Here is a 20,007-nt window from a genome sequence, read left to right as displayed (position 1 = left end):
GCTCAGCGCTCCGTGGTTTTGCGGATTTCTTTCTCGTCCATCCATTCGGCCAGGCCGCTCTCGACGTCGATCAGCTGAAGGCTGAATTTGTAGAAGACGTCTTTGTAGTCCGAGCTGCGCTTGACGATGGAGCTGATGGAGCCTTCCAGGCGGTACTTGGCGGCGACCATATTGCCGGTCTTGCTGACGGTGGCTTTTTTGTACAGGCCGCTCTGGTTTTGCAGCTTGAGCTGGTCAACCTGGCTCTGCATATCGGTGTTGTCGCTGGCGAAGCGCGCAGTGCCGGTCTTCATCAGCTGGGTCTTGATCGACGTGGTGATCTCACGGGTGTCGATGTACTCGCTGGTCTTGTTCTTCACGTCATACACCTGCACGACCGGACGGCCCTGCAAGATGCCGGACTGGGCCAGGGAGCGGGTCATGCTTTCGGCGATCATCTGCAGGTCGGTCGAGCCGAACTCGTTGGTGACCAATTCCACGGCCTTAGAGTCGCCGTAGCTGATGTTCTTGCCGCCAAGGACCGGCGAGGTGTTGGAGCAACCGCTGGCCAACAGGGCAACCACGGCGAGAATCGAGACGCGTGCAAACATGGGGAAATCTCTCTGAAAACTGATAGGTGAAGGCTTCAAGGCGTTTTCACTTCAAGACGAAAGTCCGCCGCCTGAGGCAGGTTGGCGATGGCCGGCAGGAAGGTGGCCTGGTTGGCGTACAGGTTCAGCACTTTCCAGGTTTCTTCATCGCCCACCGGGAAACCGTCGGCGCCCAGCCAGGCAAAGCGGTAATACATCATCTGGTTGCTGCTGGTGATGTTGCTCAGCTGCACCTTGGCCGTGAGAAAGCCATTTTCACGGGCCACACGAATGGCACCGACGGCGATGCCTTTGAACGTGCCCATCACCACGATTTTGCTGGCGGCGCTGCCAGGCTCCGGCGGCGGCGGGGTGGCGCAGCCGGCGAGCAGGACCAGCGCCAGGGCGCCGAGAATGAAATGACGCATAGCGTGCTCCTTAAGGTTGTTTGAGGGCGATGGCCTGGTTGGCAGCACTCGGCACCACATGGGCCGCGAGGCCACCGGCGAATACCTGGTTGCCGACCACGCGCAGGGTGATCACCTGATAGCGCTGGTCGGCCTTGACCGTCACCAGCGTGCCGCCCAGGGCGTTGGGCAGGCTGACCTGGTGGTCGCCGTGCTTGAGGCGCAGTCGCGTCACTTGGGTCAGATCCGGCAGCGTGCGCCAGGTGCGCGTGTCGGCGCCTTCGGTCACGGCCGAGGCGATGCCCAGCACCAGGCCCGCCATGGGGTTGGTCTTGTTCAGGTTGTTCTGCGCCACGCCACGGCTGACCGCACGCACGGTGGTGCGCAGAATGATCCCCGGCATGTCGTCACGCAGGGCGCGGCGCGACATGGCCGTGGTGCTGTTGAGTGCGGTGAGGTTCTGTTGCTTGCCGTCCACGCCGATCTGGGCAAAGGTCGCGGTGGAGTTGTCGGCCTTGATCACCGGGAACGACAGCGGGGTGATCACCAGGTTGCCATTGATCGGGATCGGCAATGGCAGGCGGATCGAATCACGCGCCGGTGCCAGGCCGCTCTGGACCACGATCAGCACGTCGGTCTCATCGGCGCCGACCTTGGACTTGTCCAGCTCAAGCAACGCCTGCTCCAGCAGCGGCGTGTTGGGGCGCAGTTCGGCGGCCTTGCGGTAGCCGGGCGCAGCCAGGTCTTTTTCGCCGAGCGCTTCGTAGACAAAGCCTGCCAGGTAATGGCTGAACGCACTCTGGTAGCTGTTTTTCAGGCCGACCACTTCCGGCGCGTCCAGTGCTTCCACCGGGTAGCCGCGCAAGTCTTTGATCTGAGTGGTGACGCCTTGGCGCTCGGCTTCGTTTTCGCGCTTGAGGTATTCCTTGTCGCGCAGGTCGGCGATCACCGCTTCGCGTTCGTGGGTCTTCTTGATCTCGGTGCGGGCACCGTCGAAGTCGTTCACGGCCAGCAGGTTCAAGGCCATCTGGGTGGTGAGCATGACTTTTTCGTAGTCATAACCTTCGTAGCGACGCACTTTGTCGTTGACCAGGAAACTGCCGAACTGGGCGAGGTACTTTTCGCTGTCGAATTTGACCGACTCTTCCCACTTGTAGACTTGCAGGTCGGCGCTGCGCCAGGCGGTCTGGCTGCCGGTGAGGTCGCCCTTGGCGCGCAACAGCTCGCCCTTTTCGAAGAAATAGAGCAGGTCTTTGTCGTCGCCGGTATTGTTTTTTTCCAGCAGGGTCAGGGCACCGTCGACATTGCCGGTGGCCAGCTTCTGGTTGGTGGCTTGCAGCTCCGTGTCGTAGCTGCGAAACATCGAACAACCGGACAGCAAGGTCACCGCCGCGAGTGCGAGCGGGGTTAAGGCGCGAAATGCCATACAAACTTCTTCCCTGAAAATAATCAGCCGATGTGCCTATTCCTCATAAAAACGAGGAATTAAATTCCCTTTCGCAATAACAGGGCGCGGCATTATAAGCGCCATTAATGGCAAAACAATGGCTTTTTGCTCCGTTTTTTGTGCGATTGCCATCATGTCGACGGCGATATTTCCATCTCCTTATCACTGACGTCTTGAGTCAAACCCCTTAACGTTAAACAATGTGTTACTTCGCATTTCCCTTTGAGATTCATTCATGACTGCCCTTTACCGTTTTCTCGCCTGGCTGCTGCTGCCGGCGCTGATGTCGTGCAGCTTTAATCTGTTGGCGGCAACTGCCGAGGGCGCGCCTCAAGCCTTGCATCTGCTCGATTACATCGGTGCCGACTACCCGCCATCGGTGGACGCGGGCACGGTCGTGGATGAATCCGAATACCGCGAACAGGTGGAATTTCTTGGGGTATTGCAGGGCCTGGTAGCGGATTTACCCGAGAAACCCGAACGCGCCGATTTGATAAAGGGCGTCAATGAATTGCTGGCGGCGGTGACCGCGCGTGAAGAGGGCGCGACCGTCGCCCACCAGGCCCGTCAATTGGGTGCCAAGTTGGCAGTGGCGTACGAGGTCAGCCAGGCTCCGGCGATCACCCCAGACCCCACGCGTGGCGCACCGCTCTATGCCCAGCACTGCTCGGTATGCCACGGCACTGCGGGCGCCGGTGATGGCCCGGCCAGCACGGGCATGACGCCGCCGCCCGCAAATCTGCGCGACGCCGCGCGCCTGGACCGCCTGAGCCTCTACGCGATCTACAACACACTCGGTCTGGGCGTCGAGGGCACTGACATGCCGTCTTTCGCTGACCAACTGGATGACCGTCAACGCTGGGACCTGGCGACCTACATCGCCGGTTTCACCGCTGACCCGGCTGCGGCAAGCAGCGAACAACCCTTCAACCTTGCCGACCTAGCCCGCCAGACCCCCAATGAAGTGCTCGCCGCAAACGGCCCGGCCGCCGCTGCGACGTTCCGCGCCCAGCGTGCGCAGCCGCCGCAGGTCAAGCGTGGCCCGGCGCAGTTGCTCGATTACACCGCGACCACGCTGGACAAGAGCCTCGCCGCGTTCCGCAACGGTGATCACGAACAGGCCTACGACTTGTCGGTAGCCGCCTACCTGGAAGGGTTTGAGCTGGTGGAAAGCTCGCTGGACAACGTCGACGCCAACGTGCGCAAGGACACCGAGAAAGCCCTGATGGCCTACCGGCAGTCATTGCAGGACGGCCTGCCGATCGAGCAGGTGCAGCAGCGTCTGGACGTGGCCAAGGGCAAACTCACTGAATCTGCCGGCTTGCTGGGCAGCGATGGCTTGAGCTGGTCGTTGAGTTACATCTCCGGCCTCCTGATTCTGTTGCGTGAAGGTCTGGAAGCGATCCTGGTGCTGGCGGCGATTCTGGCTTTCCTGCGTAACACCGGCCAGCAATCGGCGGTGCGCAGCGTCAACGTCGGTTGGGGCCTGGCGCTGTTGGCCGGCCTGGCGACGTGGGCATTGGCGGCGTATGTGATTGACGTCAGCGGCGCCCAGCGCGAATTGCTTGAAGGCTGCACGGCACTGTTCGCCAGTGTGATGGTGCTGTGGCTTGGCGTGTGGATGCACGACCGACGCCACGCGGCGGCCTGGCAGGATTACATCAAGAGCAGCCTGGTGGGCGGCGGCGGGCGCTTCGGGTTTGCCATGCTGGCGTTCTTCTCGGTGTACCGCGAGCTGTTCGAAGTGATCCTGTTCTACGAAACCCTGTGGCTGCAAGCCGGCCCCGCCGGGCACAACGCGGTGCTGGCCGGTGGCGCCACGGCGCTGGTGCTGCTGGTGGGCCTGGCGTGGGTGATCCTACGCGGCTCGGCGAAGCTGCCCTTGGCGTTGTTCTTCGGCATCAACGCGGCGCTGCTGTGTGCGCTGTCGGTGGTGTTCGCCGGGCATGGCGTGAAGGCCTTGCAGGAAGCCGGCATCTTTGGCACACGGCCGGTGGCGTTCTTTGACTTCGACTGGCTGGGCATCCACGCCGACGCGTATTCGTTGAGTGCGCAGGCCGTGGCGATCCTGGCGATTGTGGTGCTGTACGGCCGCAGCCGCCTGGCAGAAAAACGCCGCGTGGCAGCCTGACCATGCGCGTGTGGATCGATGCAGATGCTTGCCCACGGGCGGCCAAGGACCAGGTGGTGAAATTCGCCCTCAAGCGCCAGTTCGAGGTGGTATTGGTGGCGGGGCAAAGCCAGATCAAACCGAGCTTTGCTTGTGTGAAGTTGATCGTGGTGCCCAGCGGCCCGGATGCGGCGGATGACTACCTGGTGGAGCACGCCGTGCCCGGTGAGCTGGTGATTTGCAGCGATGTGCCCTTGGCCGACCGGCTGGTGAAGAAGGGCATCACGGCCCTTGACCCTCGCGGCAAGGAATTCAGCCCGGCCAACATGAGCGAACGGCTGGCGGTGCGTAACCTGTTCACGGATCTGCGCGAGCAGGGCCAGATGGGCGGAGGCCCGCCGCCCCATGGGGAAAAGGATAAGCAGGCGTTTGCCAATGCGCTGGACAGGATATTGACCAAGTTGATGCGCGAGGCCTGACGTTGGCGAGCGGTGTTCTTGTGGCGAGCGGGCTTGCCCCGCGTTGGGGGGGCGAAGCCGCCCCAAAACTTCACGCCGCAGATTAACTGATTGACCGCGTTGTCTGGATTGGGGCTGCTGCGCAGCCCAACGCGGGGCAAGCCTGCTCGCCACAACAAGCCCTGCTCGCCACGAAGAGACTGCCCGCCACGAAGGGTGGGATAACCACCCTTAAGTGTTCGGGACGCTCTCAATCATTTTCGTGGGTCAATTCCAGCACCCGATCCACGAGTTTGTTGATACCTGAGGCCACCTCACTGATGTTCTTGCCGAGCATGTAGGCCGGGGTGCTCACCAGTTTGCGCGGGGTGTCCTCGACGATGTCTTCCACTGTGCAGTCGCGGTGGGTGGCGCCCATCTTGTCGAGGGCAGCGGCGGTGTCGGCGTCGTTGCCGATGGTGCACGTCACGCCGGGGCCGTAGATTTTCGCGGCCAGTGCCGGCGAAATGCAGATCAGCCCCACCGGCTTGCTCGCTTCGGCGAAGGCTTCCGCCAGCGCCAGCACCTGCGGGTTGACGCTGCAACCCGCACCTTCCACGGCAAAGTTCGACAGGTTCTTCGCCGCGCCAAACCCGCCGGGCACGATCAGCGCATCGAAGTCTTCGGCGCGGGCCTCACGGATATCTTTCACGTCACCCCGAGCAATCCGCGCCGACTCCACCAGCACGTTACGCGACTCGGGCATCTCTTCGCCGGTGAGGTGGTTGATCACGTGATGTTGCGCGATATCCGGCGCAAAACATTGGACCTGGGCGCCTCGCTGGTCCAGGCGCAGCAAGGTGATCACGCTTTCGTGGATCTCTGCGCCGTCGTACACGCCACAGCCGGAAAGGATCACTGCAATCTTTTTGCTCATGAGTATTTCTCCCTATTTCATGGCGTTAAATGTCTACTAATTTGTCATCTGTTGCCAATGGGATCTCGCGCCGCTACACCTAATCTTGATCTAACAAAAACAGACCGGACTAGCCCATGGACTTCGTGCCTTACGCGGTACCGTTTTTCATTGCCTTGATCGTGGTTGAACTGCTGGCCGACCGCTGGCGCGGCGCGCGCAACTATCGGGTGGCCGACGCCATCAACAGCCTCAGCACGGGTGTGCTGTCCACCACCACGGGCTTGCTGACCAAGGGGGTCGGGCTGCTGACTTACGCCTTCGCCCTCAAGCACCTGGCGTTGGTCGAGCTGTCGGCCCAGAGTGTGTGGACCTGGGTGTTCGCCTTTGTGTTCTACGACTTCTGCTACTACTGGCTGCATCGCTGCGGCCATGAGCGCAACATCCTGTGGGCCGCGCACTCGGTGCATCACCAGAGTGAGGACTACAACCTCACCACCGCCTTGCGCCAGACCAGCACCGGCTTCTTGCTGAGCTGGATTTTCTACCTGCCCCTGGCTGTGGTGGGCGTGCCGCTGGTGGTGTTTATCAGCGTGGCCTCGCTCAATCTGCTGTATCAATTCTGGGTGCACACCCGCCACGTGCCCAAGCTTGGCTGGTTCGAATGGTTCTTCGTCACACCGTCCAATCATCGGGCTCACCATGCACAGAACGCTCTTTACATGGATCGCAACTATGGCGGCGTGTTCATTATTTGGGACCGGCTGTTCGGCAGCTTCCAGGAAGAAGACGACAACGAACCGGTGATCTTTGGCGTGACCACGCCCTTGGCCAGTTGGAACCCGCTGTGGGCCAACCTGCAGTTTTATGCACAGTTGTGGAGTGATGCGCGGCGTACCGAGCGCGGGTGGGACAAGCTGCGCATCTGGTTCATGCGCACCGGCTGGCGCCCGGCGGACGTGAAGGCCAAGTACCCGCTGGCCAAGCCCGATTTGAGCCAGTTCCGCAAATTCGAAGTGCCATTGGACGCACGCCAGCAGGTCTACGTTGCCCTGCAATTTGCGGCGTATGTGGGGTTTGGCAGCTATCTGATGAATGCAGGCGAAGGGCTGCCCACGGCGGCGTTGATCCTGGGCTGGAGCGCGATGGCGTTAGGGTTGTTCACGCTGGGCGTGGCGTTGGAGAATCGCCCCTGGGCCCTGAAGGCTGAGCTGGTGCGCCTGGGGCTGAATGTACCGTTGGTATGGCTGGCGCCGCTGGTCGGGCTGTGGCCGGCCAGCAATTTGGGCTGGCTGGGCCTGGTGAGTTACAGCTTGCTCAGCGTGATCGGTCTCTACTGCTGCAGAAACCGGCTTACTCGATTGGCGTCTTAGGCGCGTCGACCTTGGTGGGCTCGGCAAGTCGCTCTGCGGCCAGCCGGGCCTTGGCATCTTCGCAGGCCTGGCGGGCAATGCGCGCGTTCTTGAAGCGGCGACGCAGCCACAGGCCCAAGCCCAGCAACAGCAGTGCGCCCAACACCCACAGCTCATATTTCTTGATGCTGCCGAGCATGCCTTCCAGCACCGCGCCAAAATGATAAGCCGCAGCGCCCAGCGCCGCCGCCCACACCGCAGCGCCAATGCCGTTGAGCAGCAAGTAACGCAAAGGCGGGTAACCGGACAAGCCAATCGCCACCGGCATCACGGTGCGCAGCCCGTAGACGAACCGAAAGCTCAACACCCAGATATCCGGATGCTTGCGGATATGTTCCAGCGCTTTGTCGCCCATCAATTGCCAGCGCGGCTTGCGCGCCAACAGTTTGCGGCCATGCTTGCGCCCCAGGAAGTACCACAGCTGGTCACCGGCATAGCTGCCAAAGAAGGCAACGACCACCACCAGGTTGATATCCATGTATCCACGGAACGCCAGGAAGCCTGCGAGAACCAGAATGGTTTCGCCTTCGAAGAACGTGCCCAGGAAGAGCGCAAAGTAGCCGAAGTCATGCAGAAATTGTTGAAGCATGGTCTGGGGTGCTGGCGAAATGAACGCGCAGCCTACGCCTTCGTGGACATTCATGAAAGTATCGAGATGTGTCACGAAGTGAACAATTCCTACATATGCGACGAATGCGACTGCAGGTCGCATCGATAAGCACAACTGTCATTCCTTCGTCATAATGGCCGCTTATAACTGCAACGCTCGCCCGTAAACACGGGCTCAGGAGTCTGTCGTGAGCTTTACCCCTGCCAATCGCCTGTTCCCTGCTACCCGCCTGCGCCGCAATCGCCGTGATGATTTTTCTCGTCGTCTGGTGCGTGAAAACGTGCTGACGACGAACGATCTGATCTTGCCGGTGTTTGTGCTGGACGGTGAAAACCGTCGGGAAGCAGTGGCATCGATGCCGGGTGTGGAGCGCTTGACCATTGATCAGCTGCTGATCGAAGCGGCGAACTGGGTGGAACTCGGGATTCCGGCGCTGGCGCTGTTTCCAGTGACGCCCTCTGCACTCAAGTCGCTTGACGCTAGCGAAGCCTGGAACCCGCAAGGCATTGCCCAGCGTGCTACCCGCGCGCTGCGCGAGCGTTTCCCGGAGCTGGGTGTGATCACCGACGTGGCGCTGGATCCGTTCACCACCCACGGCCAGGATGGCATTCTTGACGAAGACGGCTATGTTCAAAACGACATTACCGTCGATGCGCTGGTCAAACAGGCGCTGTCCCACGCAGCCGCTGGCGCCCAGGTCGTCGCACCGTCGGACATGATGGACGGTCGCATCCAGGCGATTCGCGAAGCCCTGGAACTGGCCGGCCACGTCAATGTGCGAATCATGGCCTACTCGGCCAAGTACGCCAGCGCCTATTACGGGCCTTTCCGCGATGCGGTGGGCTCGGCACTGAACCTGGGCAAGGCCAACAAGGCCTCGTACCAGATGGACCCGGCCAACAGCCAGGAAGCCCTGCACGAAGTGGCGGCGGATCTGGCTGAAGGCGCCGACATGGTGATGGTCAAGCCAGGGATGCCGTACCTGGACATCCTTTGTCGGGTCAAAGAGGAATTCAAGGTGCCGACCTTTGTCTATCAGGTCAGCGGTGAATACGCGATGCACATGGCCGCGATCCAGAATGGTTGGTTGAGTGAAGCGGTGATCCTCGAATCCCTGACTGCCTTTAAACGTGCCGGCGCTGATGGCATTCTGACCTACTTCGCCGCCCGCGCCGCCCAATTGCTTAGAGAGCAACAATAGCCCTCACAGGAACACTCAATGAATACCGAAGGACTCTCAGAAGTTGCCGTAAAAGACGCTCACCCGGTGGTGGAACAAGTCACCGAAACCCCGCCGGAGCTGGAGCCCGCACCGCCTGCCGTGGTGGCCGAAGCGCCCGCGCCGGCCCCGGTGGTCGCGGTCACCAACCTGGATGACAGCAGCCTGTACATCCACCGCGAGCTGTCACAACTGCAATTCAACATCCGCGTGCTCGAGCAGGCGCTGGATGAGTCCTACCCGCTGCTGGAGCGGCTGAAATTCCTGCTGATTTTCTCCAGCAACCTGGACGAGTTCTTCGAGATCCGCGTCGCCGGCCTCAAGAAACAAATCACCTTCGCCCGCGAACAAGCCGGTGCCGACGGCCTGCAGCCGCATCAGGCCCTGGCGCGCATCAGCGAGCTGGTGCACGGTCATGTCGACCGCCAATACGCGATCCTCAACGACATCCTGTTGCCGGAGCTGGAAAAACATCAGGTCCGCTTCATCCGTCGCCGGCACTGGACCACCAAGATCAAGACCTGGGTGCGCCGTTACTTCCGTGACGAGATTTCACCGATCATCACCCCGATTGGTCTGGACCCGACGCACCCGTTCCCGCTGCTGGTGAACAAGAGCCTGAACTTCATCGTCGAACTGGAAGGCATCGACGCCTTCGGCCGCGATTCAGGCCTGGCGATCATCCCGGCGCCGCGTCTGTTGCCACGGATCATCAAGGTACCGGAAGAGGTGGGGGGTGCTGGCGACAACTATGTATTCCTGTCGTCGATGATCCACGCGCATGCCGATGACCTGTTCCAGGGCATGAAGGTAAAGGGCTGCTACCAGTTCCGCCTGACCCGTAACGCCGACCTGGCGCTGGATTCCGAAGACGTCGAAGACTTGGCCCGCGCCCTGCGCGGTGAGCTGTTCTCGCGCCGCTACGGCGACGCGGTGCGCCTGGAAGTGGCCGACACTTGCCCTAAACACCTGTCGGACTACCTGCTCAAGCAGTTCAACCTGGCCGAGTCCGAGTTGTACCAGGTCAATGGCCCGGTGAACCTGACGCGCCTGTTCAGCATCACCGGTCTTGACAGCCACCCGGAGCTGCAATACACGCCGTTCACTCCGCAGATCCCGAAACTGCTGCAAAACAGCGAGAACATCTTCAGCGTGGTGAGCAAGCAGGACATTCTGCTGCTGCACCCGTTCGAGTCCTTCACCCCGGTGGTCGACCTGCTGCGCCAGGCCGCCAAGGACCCGCATGTTCTGGCTGTGCGCCAGACGCTGTACCGCTCCGGCGCCAACTCGGAAATCGTCGACGCACTGGTAGACGCCGCGCGAAACGGCAAGGAAGTCACCGCGGTGATCGAGTTGCGTGCGCGCTTCGACGAAGAGTCCAACCTGCAACTGGCCAGCCGCCTGCAAGCGGCCGGTGCGGTGGTGATCTACGGCGTGGTCGGTTTCAAGACCCACGCCAAGATGATGCTGATCCTGCGCCGCGAAGCCGGCGAGATTGTGCGTTACGCGCACTTGGGCACTGGCAACTACCACGCCGGCAACGCCAAGCTCTACACCGACTACAGCCTGCTGACCTCCGACGACGCCTTGTGTGAAGACGTCGGCAAGTTGTTCAGCCAGCTGATCGGCATGGGCAAGACCTTGCGCATGAAGAAGCTGCTGCACGCGCCGTTCACGCTCAAAAAGGGCATGCTCGACATGATTGCCCGCGAGACCCAGTTCGCCCTCGACGGCAAACCGGCGCACATCATCGCCAAGTTCAACTCGCTGACCGATCCGAAGATCATCCGCGCGCTGTACAAGGCCAGCCAGTCCGGTGTGCGCATCGACTTGGTGGTGCGTGGCATGTGCTGCCTGCGTCCGGGCATCGCCGGGGTCTCGCATAACATCCACGTGCGATCGATCATCGGCCGCTTCCTGGAGCACACGCGGGTGTTCTACTTCCTCAACGGCGGCGAAGAGCAGATGTTCCTCTCCAGTGCCGACTGGATGGAGCGCAACCTCGATAAGCGTGTGGAGACCTGCTTCCCGGTGGAAGGCAAGAAGCTGATCATGCGCGTTAAGAAAGAGCTGGAAAGCTACCTCACTGACAACACGCACAGCTGGAGCCTGCAGTCGGACGGCCGCTACGTGCGCAACACGCCGACCGGCAACCAGAACCCGCGCAGTGCGCAAGCGACATTGCTGGAGAAGCTGGGTAGCCCGATTCTTGCGGTGAACTAAAGCCAACGCGCTCTGAACATGTGGGAGGGGGCTTGCCCCCGATGAAGGAGTTTCAGTCAACAGATTCATTGACTGGTCCACCGCCATCGGGGGCAAGCCCCCTCCCACATGTGTTTTTGCAGTGTTCTTTAGATCGGCTCAGCGCAGGTTCAGGCTGAACCCCACCCGCGTCAGCCATTCCGCTTCCTGGGCGAAGTCCGCCTGGGTCAGCTGGTTTTCATCCAGCCAGCCTTTGGGGAACACCACGTCCAGGCTGTCGCCGTGGGCGCGCAGGGTTACCTGGGGCATTTCCTGGGTGCCGCGGATGTGGTGGAACAGGATCGCAAAGCGCAGCAGCACGCACAGGCGAATCAGCTTGCTGCCTTCGCTGCCGAAGTCGGCAAACTTGTCCTTGGGAATGTTGCGGCGATGGCCGCGCACCAGCAGGGCGAGCATCTGTTGGTCTTCGCGCGAGAAACCGGCGAGGTCCGAGTGCTCGATCAGGTAGGCGCCATGCTTGTGGTAATGGTAGTGGGCGATGTCCAGGCCCACTTCGTGCACCTTGGCAGCCCAGCCGAGCAGCTCGCGCCACACGCCGTCTGCCAGGTCCCAGTCCTCGGCCACCTGGTCGAAGGCATGCAGGGCCTTGCGCTCCACGCGCGCGGCTTGTTCGAGGTCGACGTGATAACGCTCCATCAACGAGCTGAGGGTGCGTTCACGCACGTCTTCATGGTGATGGCGGCCCAGCAGGTCATAGAGCACGCCTTCGCGCAGGGCGCCGTCGCAGTGGTCCATGCGCTGCAGTTCGAGGGCGTCGAAAATCGCCTCGAGAATCGCTAGGCCGGCCGGGAAAATGGTGCGCCGATCAGGCTTGATGCCGTCGAAGTCGATTTTCTCTGCGTCGCCCAGCTTGAACAGCTTGCGCTTGAGCCAGGCCAGGCCTTCGGCGTTGACCTCACCGGTGCCATGGCCGCCGGCTTTGAGGGCCAGGCCGATGGCGCGGATGGTGCCGGATGAGCCGATGGCTTCATCCCAGGTCAAGCGATGCAGGGCGTGTTCGATGCTCATGATTTCCAGGCGCGCCGCGGTGTAGGCCTGGGCATAGCGCGCCGGGGTGATCTTGCCGTCCTTGAAATAACGCTGGGTATAACTGACGCAACCCATCTGCAGGCTTTCGCGCAGCAGCGGTTCGAAACGCTGGCCGATGATGAATTCGGTGCTGCCGCCGCCGATGTCCGCTACCAAGCGTTTGCCGGGGGTGTCGGCCAGGGTGTGAGAGACGCCGAGGTAGATCAGGCGCGCTTCTTCGCGGCCGGAAATGACTTCTACCGGGTGCCCGAGGATGGCTTCAGCGCGGCGGATGAATTCGCCGCGGTTGCGGGCTTCACGCAAGGCGTTGGTGCCAACGATGCGCACAGCGCCCAAGGGCATGCCGTTGATCAGTTGGGCAAAGCGCTTGAGGCAATCGAGCCCGCGCTGCATGGATTCTTCATTGAGCTGGCGCTCGTCGTCGATCCCGGCAGCCAGTTGCACTTTTTCGCCGAGCCGCTCGAGGATGCGGATTTCGCCGTTCTGGGCCTTGGCCACGACCATGTGAAAGCTGTTGGAGCCCAGGTCGATAGCGGCGATCAAGGACAGATTCTTGGCTTGGGATTGCGGCATGGTTTGGGGGTCTCGGTCGATAACCTGACCATCGTGCCACGATCGAACGCTGGCGCCAACGCGTTGTGCTTCAGTAATTTGCCTGATGCTGTCTGTGGGGAATTCATGTGGGAAATGTAGGCCGGTTTTGTAAGCATGCGACGAATAAGTCAGTCGATGATGTAGGCATTTTGGCTTTTGTAGTGTTTAAGGCGGATTTTGAATTTGCCTACAATGGTTGAGTCGCTGTTCTCTTAGTTTGTTTTGTTATGGACTACCTTGTTATTAACTGAGAGCCACTGTTTATTTTCATCACTCCGACAATAACTGATGTGTTGTCCGATTTTTTAATGAGGTACCAAAGCGACAGACTGTCACTCGGCAATGTTGCCTGGGTGTTATTTATTTATCGTTATGTATGTCCGGGAAGATAAGTGGTTGGGCGATGGATTCGCCAGAACGCGAATAAACAGCGCCTGTTAACTTCGTAGTGACAGGACAAAAATGAAAACAATTGTTGGTTTGACTCTCGGTATCGCCTGCCTGGCTGCAACCCTGACCGCTCAGGCGACCACCAGCGCCCAGCTGGTCGTCAGGGGCACGATTACACCCGCCGCCTGTAACCTCAGCCTGGCCGGCAGCGGCATCATTGATTACGGCACGATTCGTTCCGGCGAATTATCCCAGACCGCGTTCAACACGCGCGAAGAGAAGACCACTTCCCTGGTGGTCAATTGCGGTACAACGCCGGCGAGGTTCGGTCTCTCCTTCACCGACTTGCAGGCGGGCAGCAAAGTGCCAGGTGTCCTGGGCCCAGGCTTTACCGAGGCGCAGAATTTTGGTCTGGGTTCCGTAGGCGCTCGGCGAACCGGTGGCTATTCGGTCACGCTCAGGGATCTGCGTTCTGCCGGTGTGGCGCTGTATCCCATCCTGCGTAATGGCGCCGGCGTTTGGCTGAGCAGCGATGGCAAAGTTGCTCAAGCGCCTGCCCAGTATTCGTGGCGCAATAGCACCACCTTTACGCCGGCCTCTATTAACCAGTTGACCGGCACGCTTGCGGTGAAGGCGGTCATCAACCGGGCGCAGGATCTGGACTTGAGTCGCGATGTCTCCCTTGATGGGCGCGCCACACTGGTATTGAGTTACATCTAAACAGCGCAAAACAGCCAATCAAGAAACTGACACTTTCTGGTTGGCTGTTTTTTTGTGGGCGTTTAACTGCCCATTGTCAACTTTGTCGGTTGTGGGGGACGTCGAGTGCGTGGGTTTTCAATCATAAGTTTTATAGTGTTTTGGAGTGCAAGTGCCTGTGGTTTTTTTACCGGTGTTGCACAGGCGGACGGCATGCTGCCGGAAACAACAGTGGTGATGCTTTATGAGGAAGAGGGCGAAGCCACAATAAACATCAAGAACACCGATGCAGGGCCGGCGTTGCTTCATTCGGTGGTGGAGAACGTGCCCGAGGACCAGCAACTGCTGTTGATCGTCACCCCGCCCATTACGCGAGTGGAAGCGGGCGACACGCAGCTGGTGCGTTTTATCAGCACCCAGAGTGAGCCGCTCAAGACCCAACGCCTCAAGCGCGTGTCGTTCGAGGGCATCCCCCAGGCGCGCACGGCGGGCGGTGCGACCATCGGTATCACCCTTCGGCAGAATTTGCCGCTGATCCTGCACCCCAAAGGTTTGCCTCGGCACTCAACACCCTGGGAGCTGCTGAAGTGGAGGCGGACCGGGCAGGGCCTCACGGTCCATAACGACAGTGCCTATGTGGTGCGCCTGGCGCCGGAGGTGCGGCTGCTTCCACAAGGCGCCCCGGCCACGTTGCCGCGCGTCTACCTTTTGCCCGGTGAAGCATTGACCGCACAGGTTGATGGCCCACTGGACGGTATGGCCGAGGTCGAGATCCAGCCCGCCACGGTCTATGGGTTTTCGGTAGAAAACTACCGCGCCCCGATCCACACCGATGAGGGTTGATCGGCCGATGATGAACCCTTCGAGTCACCGCATTGCGGCATTTTTCGGGCCCGGCAGGCCCACGTTGATCATGGGGTTTGCAGCCCTTTGGAGCTTGCCCGGCGTTGTTTCTGCGCTGGAGCTGGGAGAGGGCTTTGACCTTGCGGCACTGACAACCCACGGTATTGACCCAAAGGTCTCCGACTACTTTCGCAGTGCAGCGCGCTTTCGTGAAGGTGCCCATGTGGTGGGCCTGCGGGTCAATGGAAACCCGCTTGGGCTGGTGGATGCACGTTTCGATCACGAGGGGCGATTGTGTTTTACGCCTGGGCTGCTGGAAAAAGCCGGGCTGGTAAAGCCGCGCGAAATCCTCCACGAAGGCGCTACACCGGACGCGACCTGTCATGACTTTCTCGCTGCTTTCCCGACCACAATGCTGAGGCTGCGTCCCGGTACCGAGGAAGTGACGCTGGTTGTGCCGACCCAGTCATTGCGTGCGCCGCAGTGGGAGGCCGGGCCCTTTTCCACGGGCGGCGCAGCAGCGCTGTTCAACTATGACGTGCTGGGTTTGGACAGCCATTCGCGCAGTGGGCCCAGCCGGTTCATCTCGGCCTACACCGAGGCAGGCTTCAACCTTGAGGATTGGGTGGTTCGCAGTCGCCAGTTCTATGTGTCCGACAACGGCAAGACCCGTACCGAACACCTTTACGCTTTTGCCCAACGGGATGTGACCGCGTTGCAGTCGACTTTCCAGGTCGGCCAGATTTCCAGCCATAACCCGTTGTTTGGCGGGGTCCAGTTGTCCGGGCTGCAGTTTTACCCCGATGGCCAATCCCGTGCCGCTGCGGGCGGCAACAATGCGGTGGTCGAAGGCCTCGCCCAGAGCCAGTCGCGGGTTGAAGTGCGCCAGTCCGGCGCGTTGATCCACAGCACGTTGGTGCCCGAAGGCCCGTTCAGGCTTGCGGGGTTGCCTTTGCTCAATGCCACCAGTGACCTGGACGTCAGCGTGATCGATGTGCGCGGAGTCAGGCGCAGCTTCGTGGTGCCGGCGGCTTCGTTCGCCGGGGCTGGCCCGGCGGCGCCTGGATATTATTTTTCGGTTGGCAAACTGCGCAAAAACACCCTCGAAGAGGGGCCGTCACCGCGGGTCGCCATGGCCAGCGGCACTTGGGGGCTGGGGCGCGATTCGTCGGCGGGCTTTGGTTTGTTGAGCGCCGATGACTATGGGTCGGCGGGCGGCACCCTGAGCAGCGTGTTCATGCAGCGGGTTTCCGTGGGGGCACGTCACAACCTGTCGCGAGACAGCAAAAACGCAGTGTCCGGGTCGCGCAGCAGCGTCTCCGTGAGCAGCCCGGTGCTGGCCAATGTTGACGTCAACCTCAGTGCGACCACCCAGACCCAGGGTTATCGTGAGGTCACTGAAGCCGGCCGCGTCGCCCGGCCCGACGAATTGGGTTCGCGCTTCAAGAACCAGTACACGGCAGGCATGAGCTGGGCCGACCCCATGCTGGGTGTGTTCTCGCTGGGCTATACCCGCAGCGCTCAATTTGACGGGCGAACGAGCGAGCATGTGTTTACCTCGTGGAACAAGTCATTCAGCCGCGCCGATGTCGCGTTGATTGCCGATTCGCAAGTGGGCGGCACGCGGTCGGATCGTGACGTCACGCGTGCAGGCAACCGACGCGAACGGGCGCTGGACAACGACCTGTCCGTGCGGTTGCAGGTCAGCGTGCCATTGGGTGGGGACCGTCGTGTGCACAGTTACACCAGTCGTCGCGGTGATCAGTTAACCGCCGGTACATCGCTCAGCGAGCGGGTCAACGAGTATGTGAATTACGAAGTGGGCGTCGAGCGCGACCTCAAGGCCCGGCAGGCATCGGTGCGCGGGCAGGTGGACCTGCTGCCCCGTTATACCCGGGTCGGCCTGGGTGTCAGCCGCGACCCGCAGGGCACCAGTTACACCGGGCAGTTGCAAGGCGGCGTGGTGGCTCACGCAGGCGGGCTGACCTTTTCGCCTTACCCCGTGCAGGACACCTTCGGCATCGTCTCTGTGGGGGATATCGGCGCGGCAAAAGTCGAGACCCCCCAAGGCCCGGTGTGGACCGATTTCAGCGGGCAAGCCGTGATCGCAGGCCTGCCGGCCTACACCAACAGCCGGGTCGAGGTGCAGACCCCGTCCTTGCCCAGGCGCGTCGACCTGAAAAACGGCACGCAGGTGCTCACGGCGGGCCGTGGATCCTTCAATGCCGTGGATTTCGATGTGGTGAAAGTGCGCCGTATTTTGCTCACTGCAAAGGATCAGCAGGGCCGGCCATTGCCCCAGGGTGCCTCGGTGTTCGGCAGAGGCGATCGCTTCCTGACCAGCGTGGTGGGCGAGGGCATGGTGTTCCTCAATGACGTCAATGAGGCGCAAAGCCTGCGTGTTTCATTGCCGGACGCTTCCACCTGCCTGCTACGCATTGACCTCAAGAGCCAACCCGACAATGACAAGTTCTATGAAACCACCTCGGCGGTGTGCCATGGCCGTTAAGCTTAAAAGCGTGCCCTGGGTCATGCTCTGCGCACTGCTCGCGACGCCTGATGCCCGGGCTGAAAATTGCCGGTTATCGGTGAGCCAGCCGCGCATAGACTACGGCGTTATTCGCAGGGAGGCGCTCGTTGAAAGCCCTTCCATGGCGCTCGGCACTCGCTCGTTGAGCGTGAATGTACTGTGTGCTGAGCCCGCGGCAATCGCGTTGCGTTTTATCGGCGTGGCTACCGATGGCGAGGGCTTTCGTTTTGGGCGCCAGGGGCGTTTGCGCCTGAACCTCAAACACGCCCGTTTAGATGGGCAGGCCGTCGGCTGGGCGCTCGCGCACTCACCCGGCGAGACGGTCAGCGGGCACCTGTTGCCCGGTCAGACGTTGATAGCGCGAGTGGCCGGGGGGCCGAGGGCAGGACGTCAATTCACGGCCCAGGTCGATATCGACACCGACCTGGCTGCCGACGCCTTCCAGGTGCGTAGCGAAACACACCTTGAGGCGCAGGGCAGTTTCGAACTGGTCAGCTCGGCTGTTCCACCGAGCCAATGAAGTTGGCGAATTCCGGCGTTTTGGGGTTGGCGAACAATGTCTTGGGGTCGCCCACCTCATGCACTTTGCCTTGGTGCATGAACACCAGTTTGTCGCCGACTTCCCGGGCGAAGCGCATTTCGTGGGTCACCATGATCAGGGTCATGCCGTCGTTGGCCAGTTGACGCACCACGCTGAGCACTTCATTGACCAGTTCAGGGTCCAGGGCCGAGGTGATTTCGTCGCACAGCAGCACCTTGGGTGACATGGCCAGTGCGCGCGCAATGGCGACGCGTTGCTGCTGGCCACCGGACAGGCGATCCGGAAAGGCGTCGAACTTTTCCCCCAGCCCGACGCGCTCCAGCATCTGCCTGGCGAGCTGTGCGGCTTTGGCCTTGGGCACTTTCTGCACCACTTGCGGCGCGAGCATGACGTTCTCGCCCACCGTCAGGTGCGGGAACAGGTTGAACTGCTGGAACACCATGCCGACTTTCTGCCGCAGGCTGCGCAGGTCGGCGCGCGCGGCATCGAGGTACTCGCCATCGACTTCGATCACACCGTCGTTGATCGATTCCAGGCCATTGAGGGTACGCAGCAAGGTGGACTTGCCCGAGCCGCTGCGGCCGATGATCGCCACCACCTGGCCTTCTTCGACTGTCAGGTCGATGCCCTTGAGTACGTGGTGATCGCCGTAATACTTATGCAGGGCGGAAATTCTAAGCAGAGGCATGCAGTCTCCTTTCCAGGTAGCGGGCACTGAGGGACAAGGGGTAGCAGAGCAGGAAGTAACCGAGGGCCACCAAGCCGTAGACCATGAAGGGTTCGAAGGTGGCGTTGGCGAGCATGCCGCCGGTCTTGGTCAGTTCGGTAAAGCCAATGATCGAGGTCACGGCGGTGCCTTTGACCACCTGCACCGAGAAACCCACGGTGGGTGCCACGGCAATCCGCAGCGCTTGGGGCAGGATCACGTAGCGCAGTTGTTCAAGCGGGTTGAGTGCCAGGCTGGCCGACGCTTCCCATTGCCCGTGGGCGATGGATTCGACGCAGCCGCGCCAGATCTCGGCCAGGTAGGCGCTGGTAAACAGGGTCAGGGCAATGGCCGCCGCCAGCCAGGGCGAAATATCCACGCCCAACAGGGCGATGCCGAAAAACACCAGGAACAGCTGCATCAACAGCGGCGTGCCCTGAAACAGTTCGATATAGGTGCGCGCAATATTGCGCGCGAAGGCTTTGCGGCTGATGCGCATGGTCATCACCAGCAGACCGATCAGGCCGCCGCCGACAAACGCCACCAACGACAGCAACAGGGTCCATTGCAGGCCAACCGCCAGGTTGCGCACGATGTCCCAGAACGAAAAATCACTCATCGGCTGTTCCTCATCACAAACCGCCGGCCGATCCAGTTGAGCAACTGGCGAATCATCAACGCCATGCACAGGTACACCAGCGTGGTCAGCGCGTAGGTTTCAAATGCGCGGAAGTTGCGCGACTGAATAAAGTTGGCGGCAAAGCTCAGCTCTTCGGTGGCGATCTGCGAACACACGGCCGAGCCGAGCATCACGATGATGATCTGGCTGCTCAGGGCCGGCCACACCTTGCCCAGCGCCGGCAGCAGCACCACGTGGCGGAACGCCTCGAAACGCGTCATTGCCAGTGCGGCAGCGGCTTCCAGCTGGCCGCGAGGGATGGCCTGGATGCCGGCGCGGATGATCTCGGTGGAGTAGGCCCCCAGGTTGATCACCATCGCCAGCACGGCGGCTTGCCATTCGGTGATTTTCAGCCCCAGCGAGGGCAGGCCGAAGAAGATGAAGAACAACTGCACCAGAAACGGCGTGTTGCGGATCAACTCGACATACACACCGAAGAACCACGCAAACGGCTGGATCTTCCAGGCCCGCACCACGGCGCCGACGGTGCCCAGGGCCACCCCGAGAATCGCGCCGATGGCCGTCAGCTCAAGCGTGAACAGCGCGCCGCGCAACAGCAGGTCGGTGTTGGCGAGCACAGGCATAAAGTCAAATTGATACGCCATGA

18 protein-coding genes are annotated in these 20,007 nt (G+C 61.1%); 9 read left to right on the top strand and 9 right to left on the bottom strand.

What is annotated here, in order from left to right; translation table 11 throughout:
- Positions 1–2 precede the first annotated feature (2 nt).
- The 3 genes from lpoB to ABWL43_RS28170 are packed head-to-tail and all read right to left on the bottom strand — an operon-like array spanning position 3 to position 2,402.
- Complete coding sequence (lpoB, locus tag ABWL43_RS28180; RefSeq protein WP_106575805.1) at positions 3–590, bottom strand: penicillin-binding protein activator LpoB; 588 nt, start codon at positions 588–590, stop codon at positions 3–5.
- 35 nt (positions 591–625) lie between these two features.
- Positions 626–997, bottom strand: a complete 372-nt coding sequence (locus tag ABWL43_RS28175) for a YcfL family protein (RefSeq protein ID WP_106575804.1) — start codon at positions 995–997, stop codon at positions 626–628.
- A 10-nt stretch (positions 998–1,007) separates the two neighbouring features.
- Positions 1,008–2,402, bottom strand: coding sequence for a COG3014 family protein (locus ABWL43_RS28170; RefSeq protein WP_404485879.1), 1,395 nt, complete (start codon positions 2,400–2,402; stop codon positions 1,008–1,010).
- Positions 2,403–2,658: 256 nt separating this feature from the next.
- Between ABWL43_RS28170 and ABWL43_RS28165 the strand changes: the two genes are divergently transcribed.
- Complete coding sequence (locus ABWL43_RS28165; protein WP_404485876.1) at positions 2,659–4,554, top strand: FTR1 family protein; 1,896 nt, start codon at positions 2,659–2,661, stop codon at positions 4,552–4,554.
- Between the two features lie 2 nt (positions 4,555–4,556).
- A complete protein-coding gene (locus ABWL43_RS28160) occupies positions 4,557–5,012 on the top strand; it encodes a YaiI/YqxD family protein (RefSeq protein WP_369301896.1) in 456 nt (151 codons plus the stop codon).
- Between the two features lie 229 nt (positions 5,013–5,241).
- On the opposite strand, the gene elbB is transcribed toward ABWL43_RS28160, so the two are convergent.
- Entirely contained in the window at positions 5,242–5,907 is a 666-nt protein-coding gene (elbB, locus tag ABWL43_RS28155) for an isoprenoid biosynthesis glyoxalase ElbB (protein WP_145158018.1), read from the bottom strand.
- Between the two features lie 116 nt (positions 5,908–6,023).
- Here elbB and ABWL43_RS28150 point away from each other — a divergent pair, with 116 nt between their 5' ends.
- Entirely contained in the window at positions 6,024–7,259 is a 1,236-nt protein-coding gene (locus ABWL43_RS28150; protein WP_404485872.1) for a sterol desaturase family protein, read from the top strand.
- Here the strand turns inward: ABWL43_RS28150 and ABWL43_RS28145 are convergent.
- Positions 7,240–7,887 carry a DedA family protein gene (locus tag ABWL43_RS28145; protein WP_404488501.1) on the bottom strand — a complete coding sequence of 216 codons (648 nt, stop codon included), beginning with the start codon at positions 7,885–7,887 and terminating at the stop codon, positions 7,240–7,242. The two genes, ABWL43_RS28150 and ABWL43_RS28145, sit on opposite strands and share 20 nt — an antisense overlap.
- 208 nt (positions 7,888–8,095) lie before the next feature.
- On the opposite strand from ABWL43_RS28145, the gene hemB reads away from it, so the two are divergent.
- Together hemB and ppk1 are read left to right on the top strand one after the other, a co-directional pair.
- Positions 8,096–9,109, top strand: coding sequence for a porphobilinogen synthase (gene hemB / locus ABWL43_RS28140; protein WP_404485870.1), 1,014 nt, complete (start codon positions 8,096–8,098; stop codon positions 9,107–9,109).
- Positions 9,110–9,127: 18 nt separating this feature from the next.
- Complete coding sequence (gene ppk1, locus ABWL43_RS28135) at positions 9,128–11,350, top strand: polyphosphate kinase 1 (RefSeq protein ID WP_106575798.1); 2,223 nt, start codon at positions 9,128–9,130, stop codon at positions 11,348–11,350.
- Positions 11,351–11,488: 138 nt separating this feature from the next.
- Here ppk1 and ppx read toward each other — a convergent pair whose 3' ends face one another.
- Positions 11,489–12,991: an exopolyphosphatase gene (gene ppx, locus ABWL43_RS28130; RefSeq protein WP_106576072.1), complete on the bottom strand. Its 1,503-nt coding sequence runs from the start codon at positions 12,989–12,991 to the stop codon at positions 11,489–11,491.
- 483 nt (positions 12,992–13,474) lie between these two features.
- Here ppx and ABWL43_RS28125 point away from each other — a divergent pair, with 483 nt between their 5' ends.
- The 4 genes from ABWL43_RS28125 (at position 13,475) to ABWL43_RS28110 (ending at position 17,994) form a co-directional block, all read left to right on the top strand.
- On the top strand, positions 13,475–14,122 hold the full coding sequence (locus ABWL43_RS28125) for a DUF1120 domain-containing protein (RefSeq protein WP_404485867.1): 648 nt from the start codon (positions 13,475–13,477) through the stop codon (positions 14,120–14,122).
- Between the two features lie 123 nt (positions 14,123–14,245).
- Positions 14,246–14,944 (top strand): fimbria/pilus chaperone family protein, encoded by a 699-nt coding sequence (locus ABWL43_RS28120; protein WP_404488499.1) that lies wholly within the window; start codon positions 14,246–14,248, stop codon positions 14,942–14,944.
- A gap of 70 nt (positions 14,945–15,014) precedes the next feature.
- Positions 15,015–17,453, top strand: coding sequence for a fimbria/pilus outer membrane usher protein (locus ABWL43_RS28115; RefSeq protein WP_404485864.1), 2,439 nt, complete (start codon positions 15,015–15,017; stop codon positions 17,451–17,453).
- Positions 17,443–17,994: a hypothetical protein gene (locus ABWL43_RS28110; RefSeq protein ID WP_404485861.1), complete on the top strand. Its 552-nt coding sequence runs from the start codon at positions 17,443–17,445 to the stop codon at positions 17,992–17,994. Before ABWL43_RS28115 ends, ABWL43_RS28110 begins: the two co-directional genes overlap by 11 nt.
- Here the strand turns inward: ABWL43_RS28110 and ABWL43_RS28105 are convergent.
- The 3 genes from ABWL43_RS28105 to ABWL43_RS28095 are packed head-to-tail and all read right to left on the bottom strand — an operon-like array spanning position 17,966 to position 20,005.
- Entirely contained in the window at positions 17,966–18,703 is a 738-nt protein-coding gene (locus ABWL43_RS28105) for an amino acid ABC transporter ATP-binding protein (protein WP_242199663.1), read from the bottom strand. The genes ABWL43_RS28110 and ABWL43_RS28105 overlap by 29 nt on opposite strands.
- Positions 18,690–19,340, bottom strand: coding sequence for an amino acid ABC transporter permease (locus tag ABWL43_RS28100; protein WP_262207159.1), 651 nt, complete (start codon positions 19,338–19,340; stop codon positions 18,690–18,692). The genes ABWL43_RS28105 and ABWL43_RS28100 overlap by 14 nt, the downstream gene beginning before the upstream one ends.
- Complete coding sequence (locus ABWL43_RS28095; protein ID WP_064454658.1) at positions 19,337–20,005, bottom strand: amino acid ABC transporter permease; 669 nt, start codon at positions 20,003–20,005, stop codon at positions 19,337–19,339. Before ABWL43_RS28095 ends, ABWL43_RS28100 begins: the two co-directional genes overlap by 4 nt.
- Positions 20,006–20,007 lie beyond the last annotated feature (2 nt).

Source organism: Pseudomonas sp. HT11, from assembly GCF_044875395.1.
GTDB lineage: Bacteria > Pseudomonadota > Gammaproteobacteria > Pseudomonadales > Pseudomonadaceae > Aquipseudomonas.
Note: the sequence above shows the minus strand (reverse complement) of the source record. Positions and strands in the feature narration are given on the sequence as shown.

Coding starts and splice junctions, on each gene's coding strand:
- lpoB (WP_106575805.1), bottom strand. CDS start 590: ATGTTTGCACGCGTCTCGATTCTCGCCGTGGTTGCCCTGTTGGCCAGC.
- ABWL43_RS28175 (WP_106575804.1), bottom strand. CDS start 997: ATGCGTCATTTCATTCTCGGCGCCCTGGCGCTGGTCCTGCTCGCCGGC.
- ABWL43_RS28170 (WP_404485879.1), bottom strand. CDS start 2,402: ATGGCATTTCGCGCCTTAACCCCGCTCGCACTCGCGGCGGTGACCTTG.
- ABWL43_RS28165 (WP_404485876.1), top strand. CDS start 2,659: ATGACTGCCCTTTACCGTTTTCTCGCCTGGCTGCTGCTGCCGGCGCTG.
- ABWL43_RS28160 (WP_369301896.1), top strand. CDS start 4,557: ATGCGCGTGTGGATCGATGCAGATGCTTGCCCACGGGCGGCCAAGGAC.
- elbB (WP_145158018.1), bottom strand. CDS start 5,907: ATGAGCAAAAAGATTGCAGTGATCCTTTCCGGCTGTGGCGTGTACGAC.
- ABWL43_RS28150 (WP_404485872.1), top strand. CDS start 6,024: ATGGACTTCGTGCCTTACGCGGTACCGTTTTTCATTGCCTTGATCGTG.
- ABWL43_RS28145 (WP_404488501.1), bottom strand. CDS start 7,887: ATGCTTCAACAATTTCTGCATGACTTCGGCTACTTTGCGCTCTTCCTG.
- ppk1 (WP_106575798.1), top strand. CDS start 9,128: ATGAATACCGAAGGACTCTCAGAAGTTGCCGTAAAAGACGCTCACCCG.
- ppx (WP_106576072.1), bottom strand. CDS start 12,991: ATGCCGCAATCCCAAGCCAAGAATCTGTCCTTGATCGCCGCTATCGAC.
- ABWL43_RS28125 (WP_404485867.1), top strand. CDS start 13,475: ATGAAAACAATTGTTGGTTTGACTCTCGGTATCGCCTGCCTGGCTGCA.
- ABWL43_RS28115 (WP_404485864.1), top strand. CDS start 15,015: ATGGGGTTTGCAGCCCTTTGGAGCTTGCCCGGCGTTGTTTCTGCGCTG.
- ABWL43_RS28110 (WP_404485861.1), top strand. CDS start 17,443: ATGGCCGTTAAGCTTAAAAGCGTGCCCTGGGTCATGCTCTGCGCACTG.
- ABWL43_RS28105 (WP_242199663.1), bottom strand. CDS start 18,703: ATGCCTCTGCTTAGAATTTCCGCCCTGCATAAGTATTACGGCGATCAC.
- ABWL43_RS28100 (WP_262207159.1), bottom strand. CDS start 19,340: ATGAGTGATTTTTCGTTCTGGGACATCGTGCGCAACCTGGCGGTTGGC.
- ABWL43_RS28095 (WP_064454658.1), bottom strand. CDS start 20,005: ATGGCGTATCAATTTGACTTTATGCCTGTGCTCGCCAACACCGACCTG.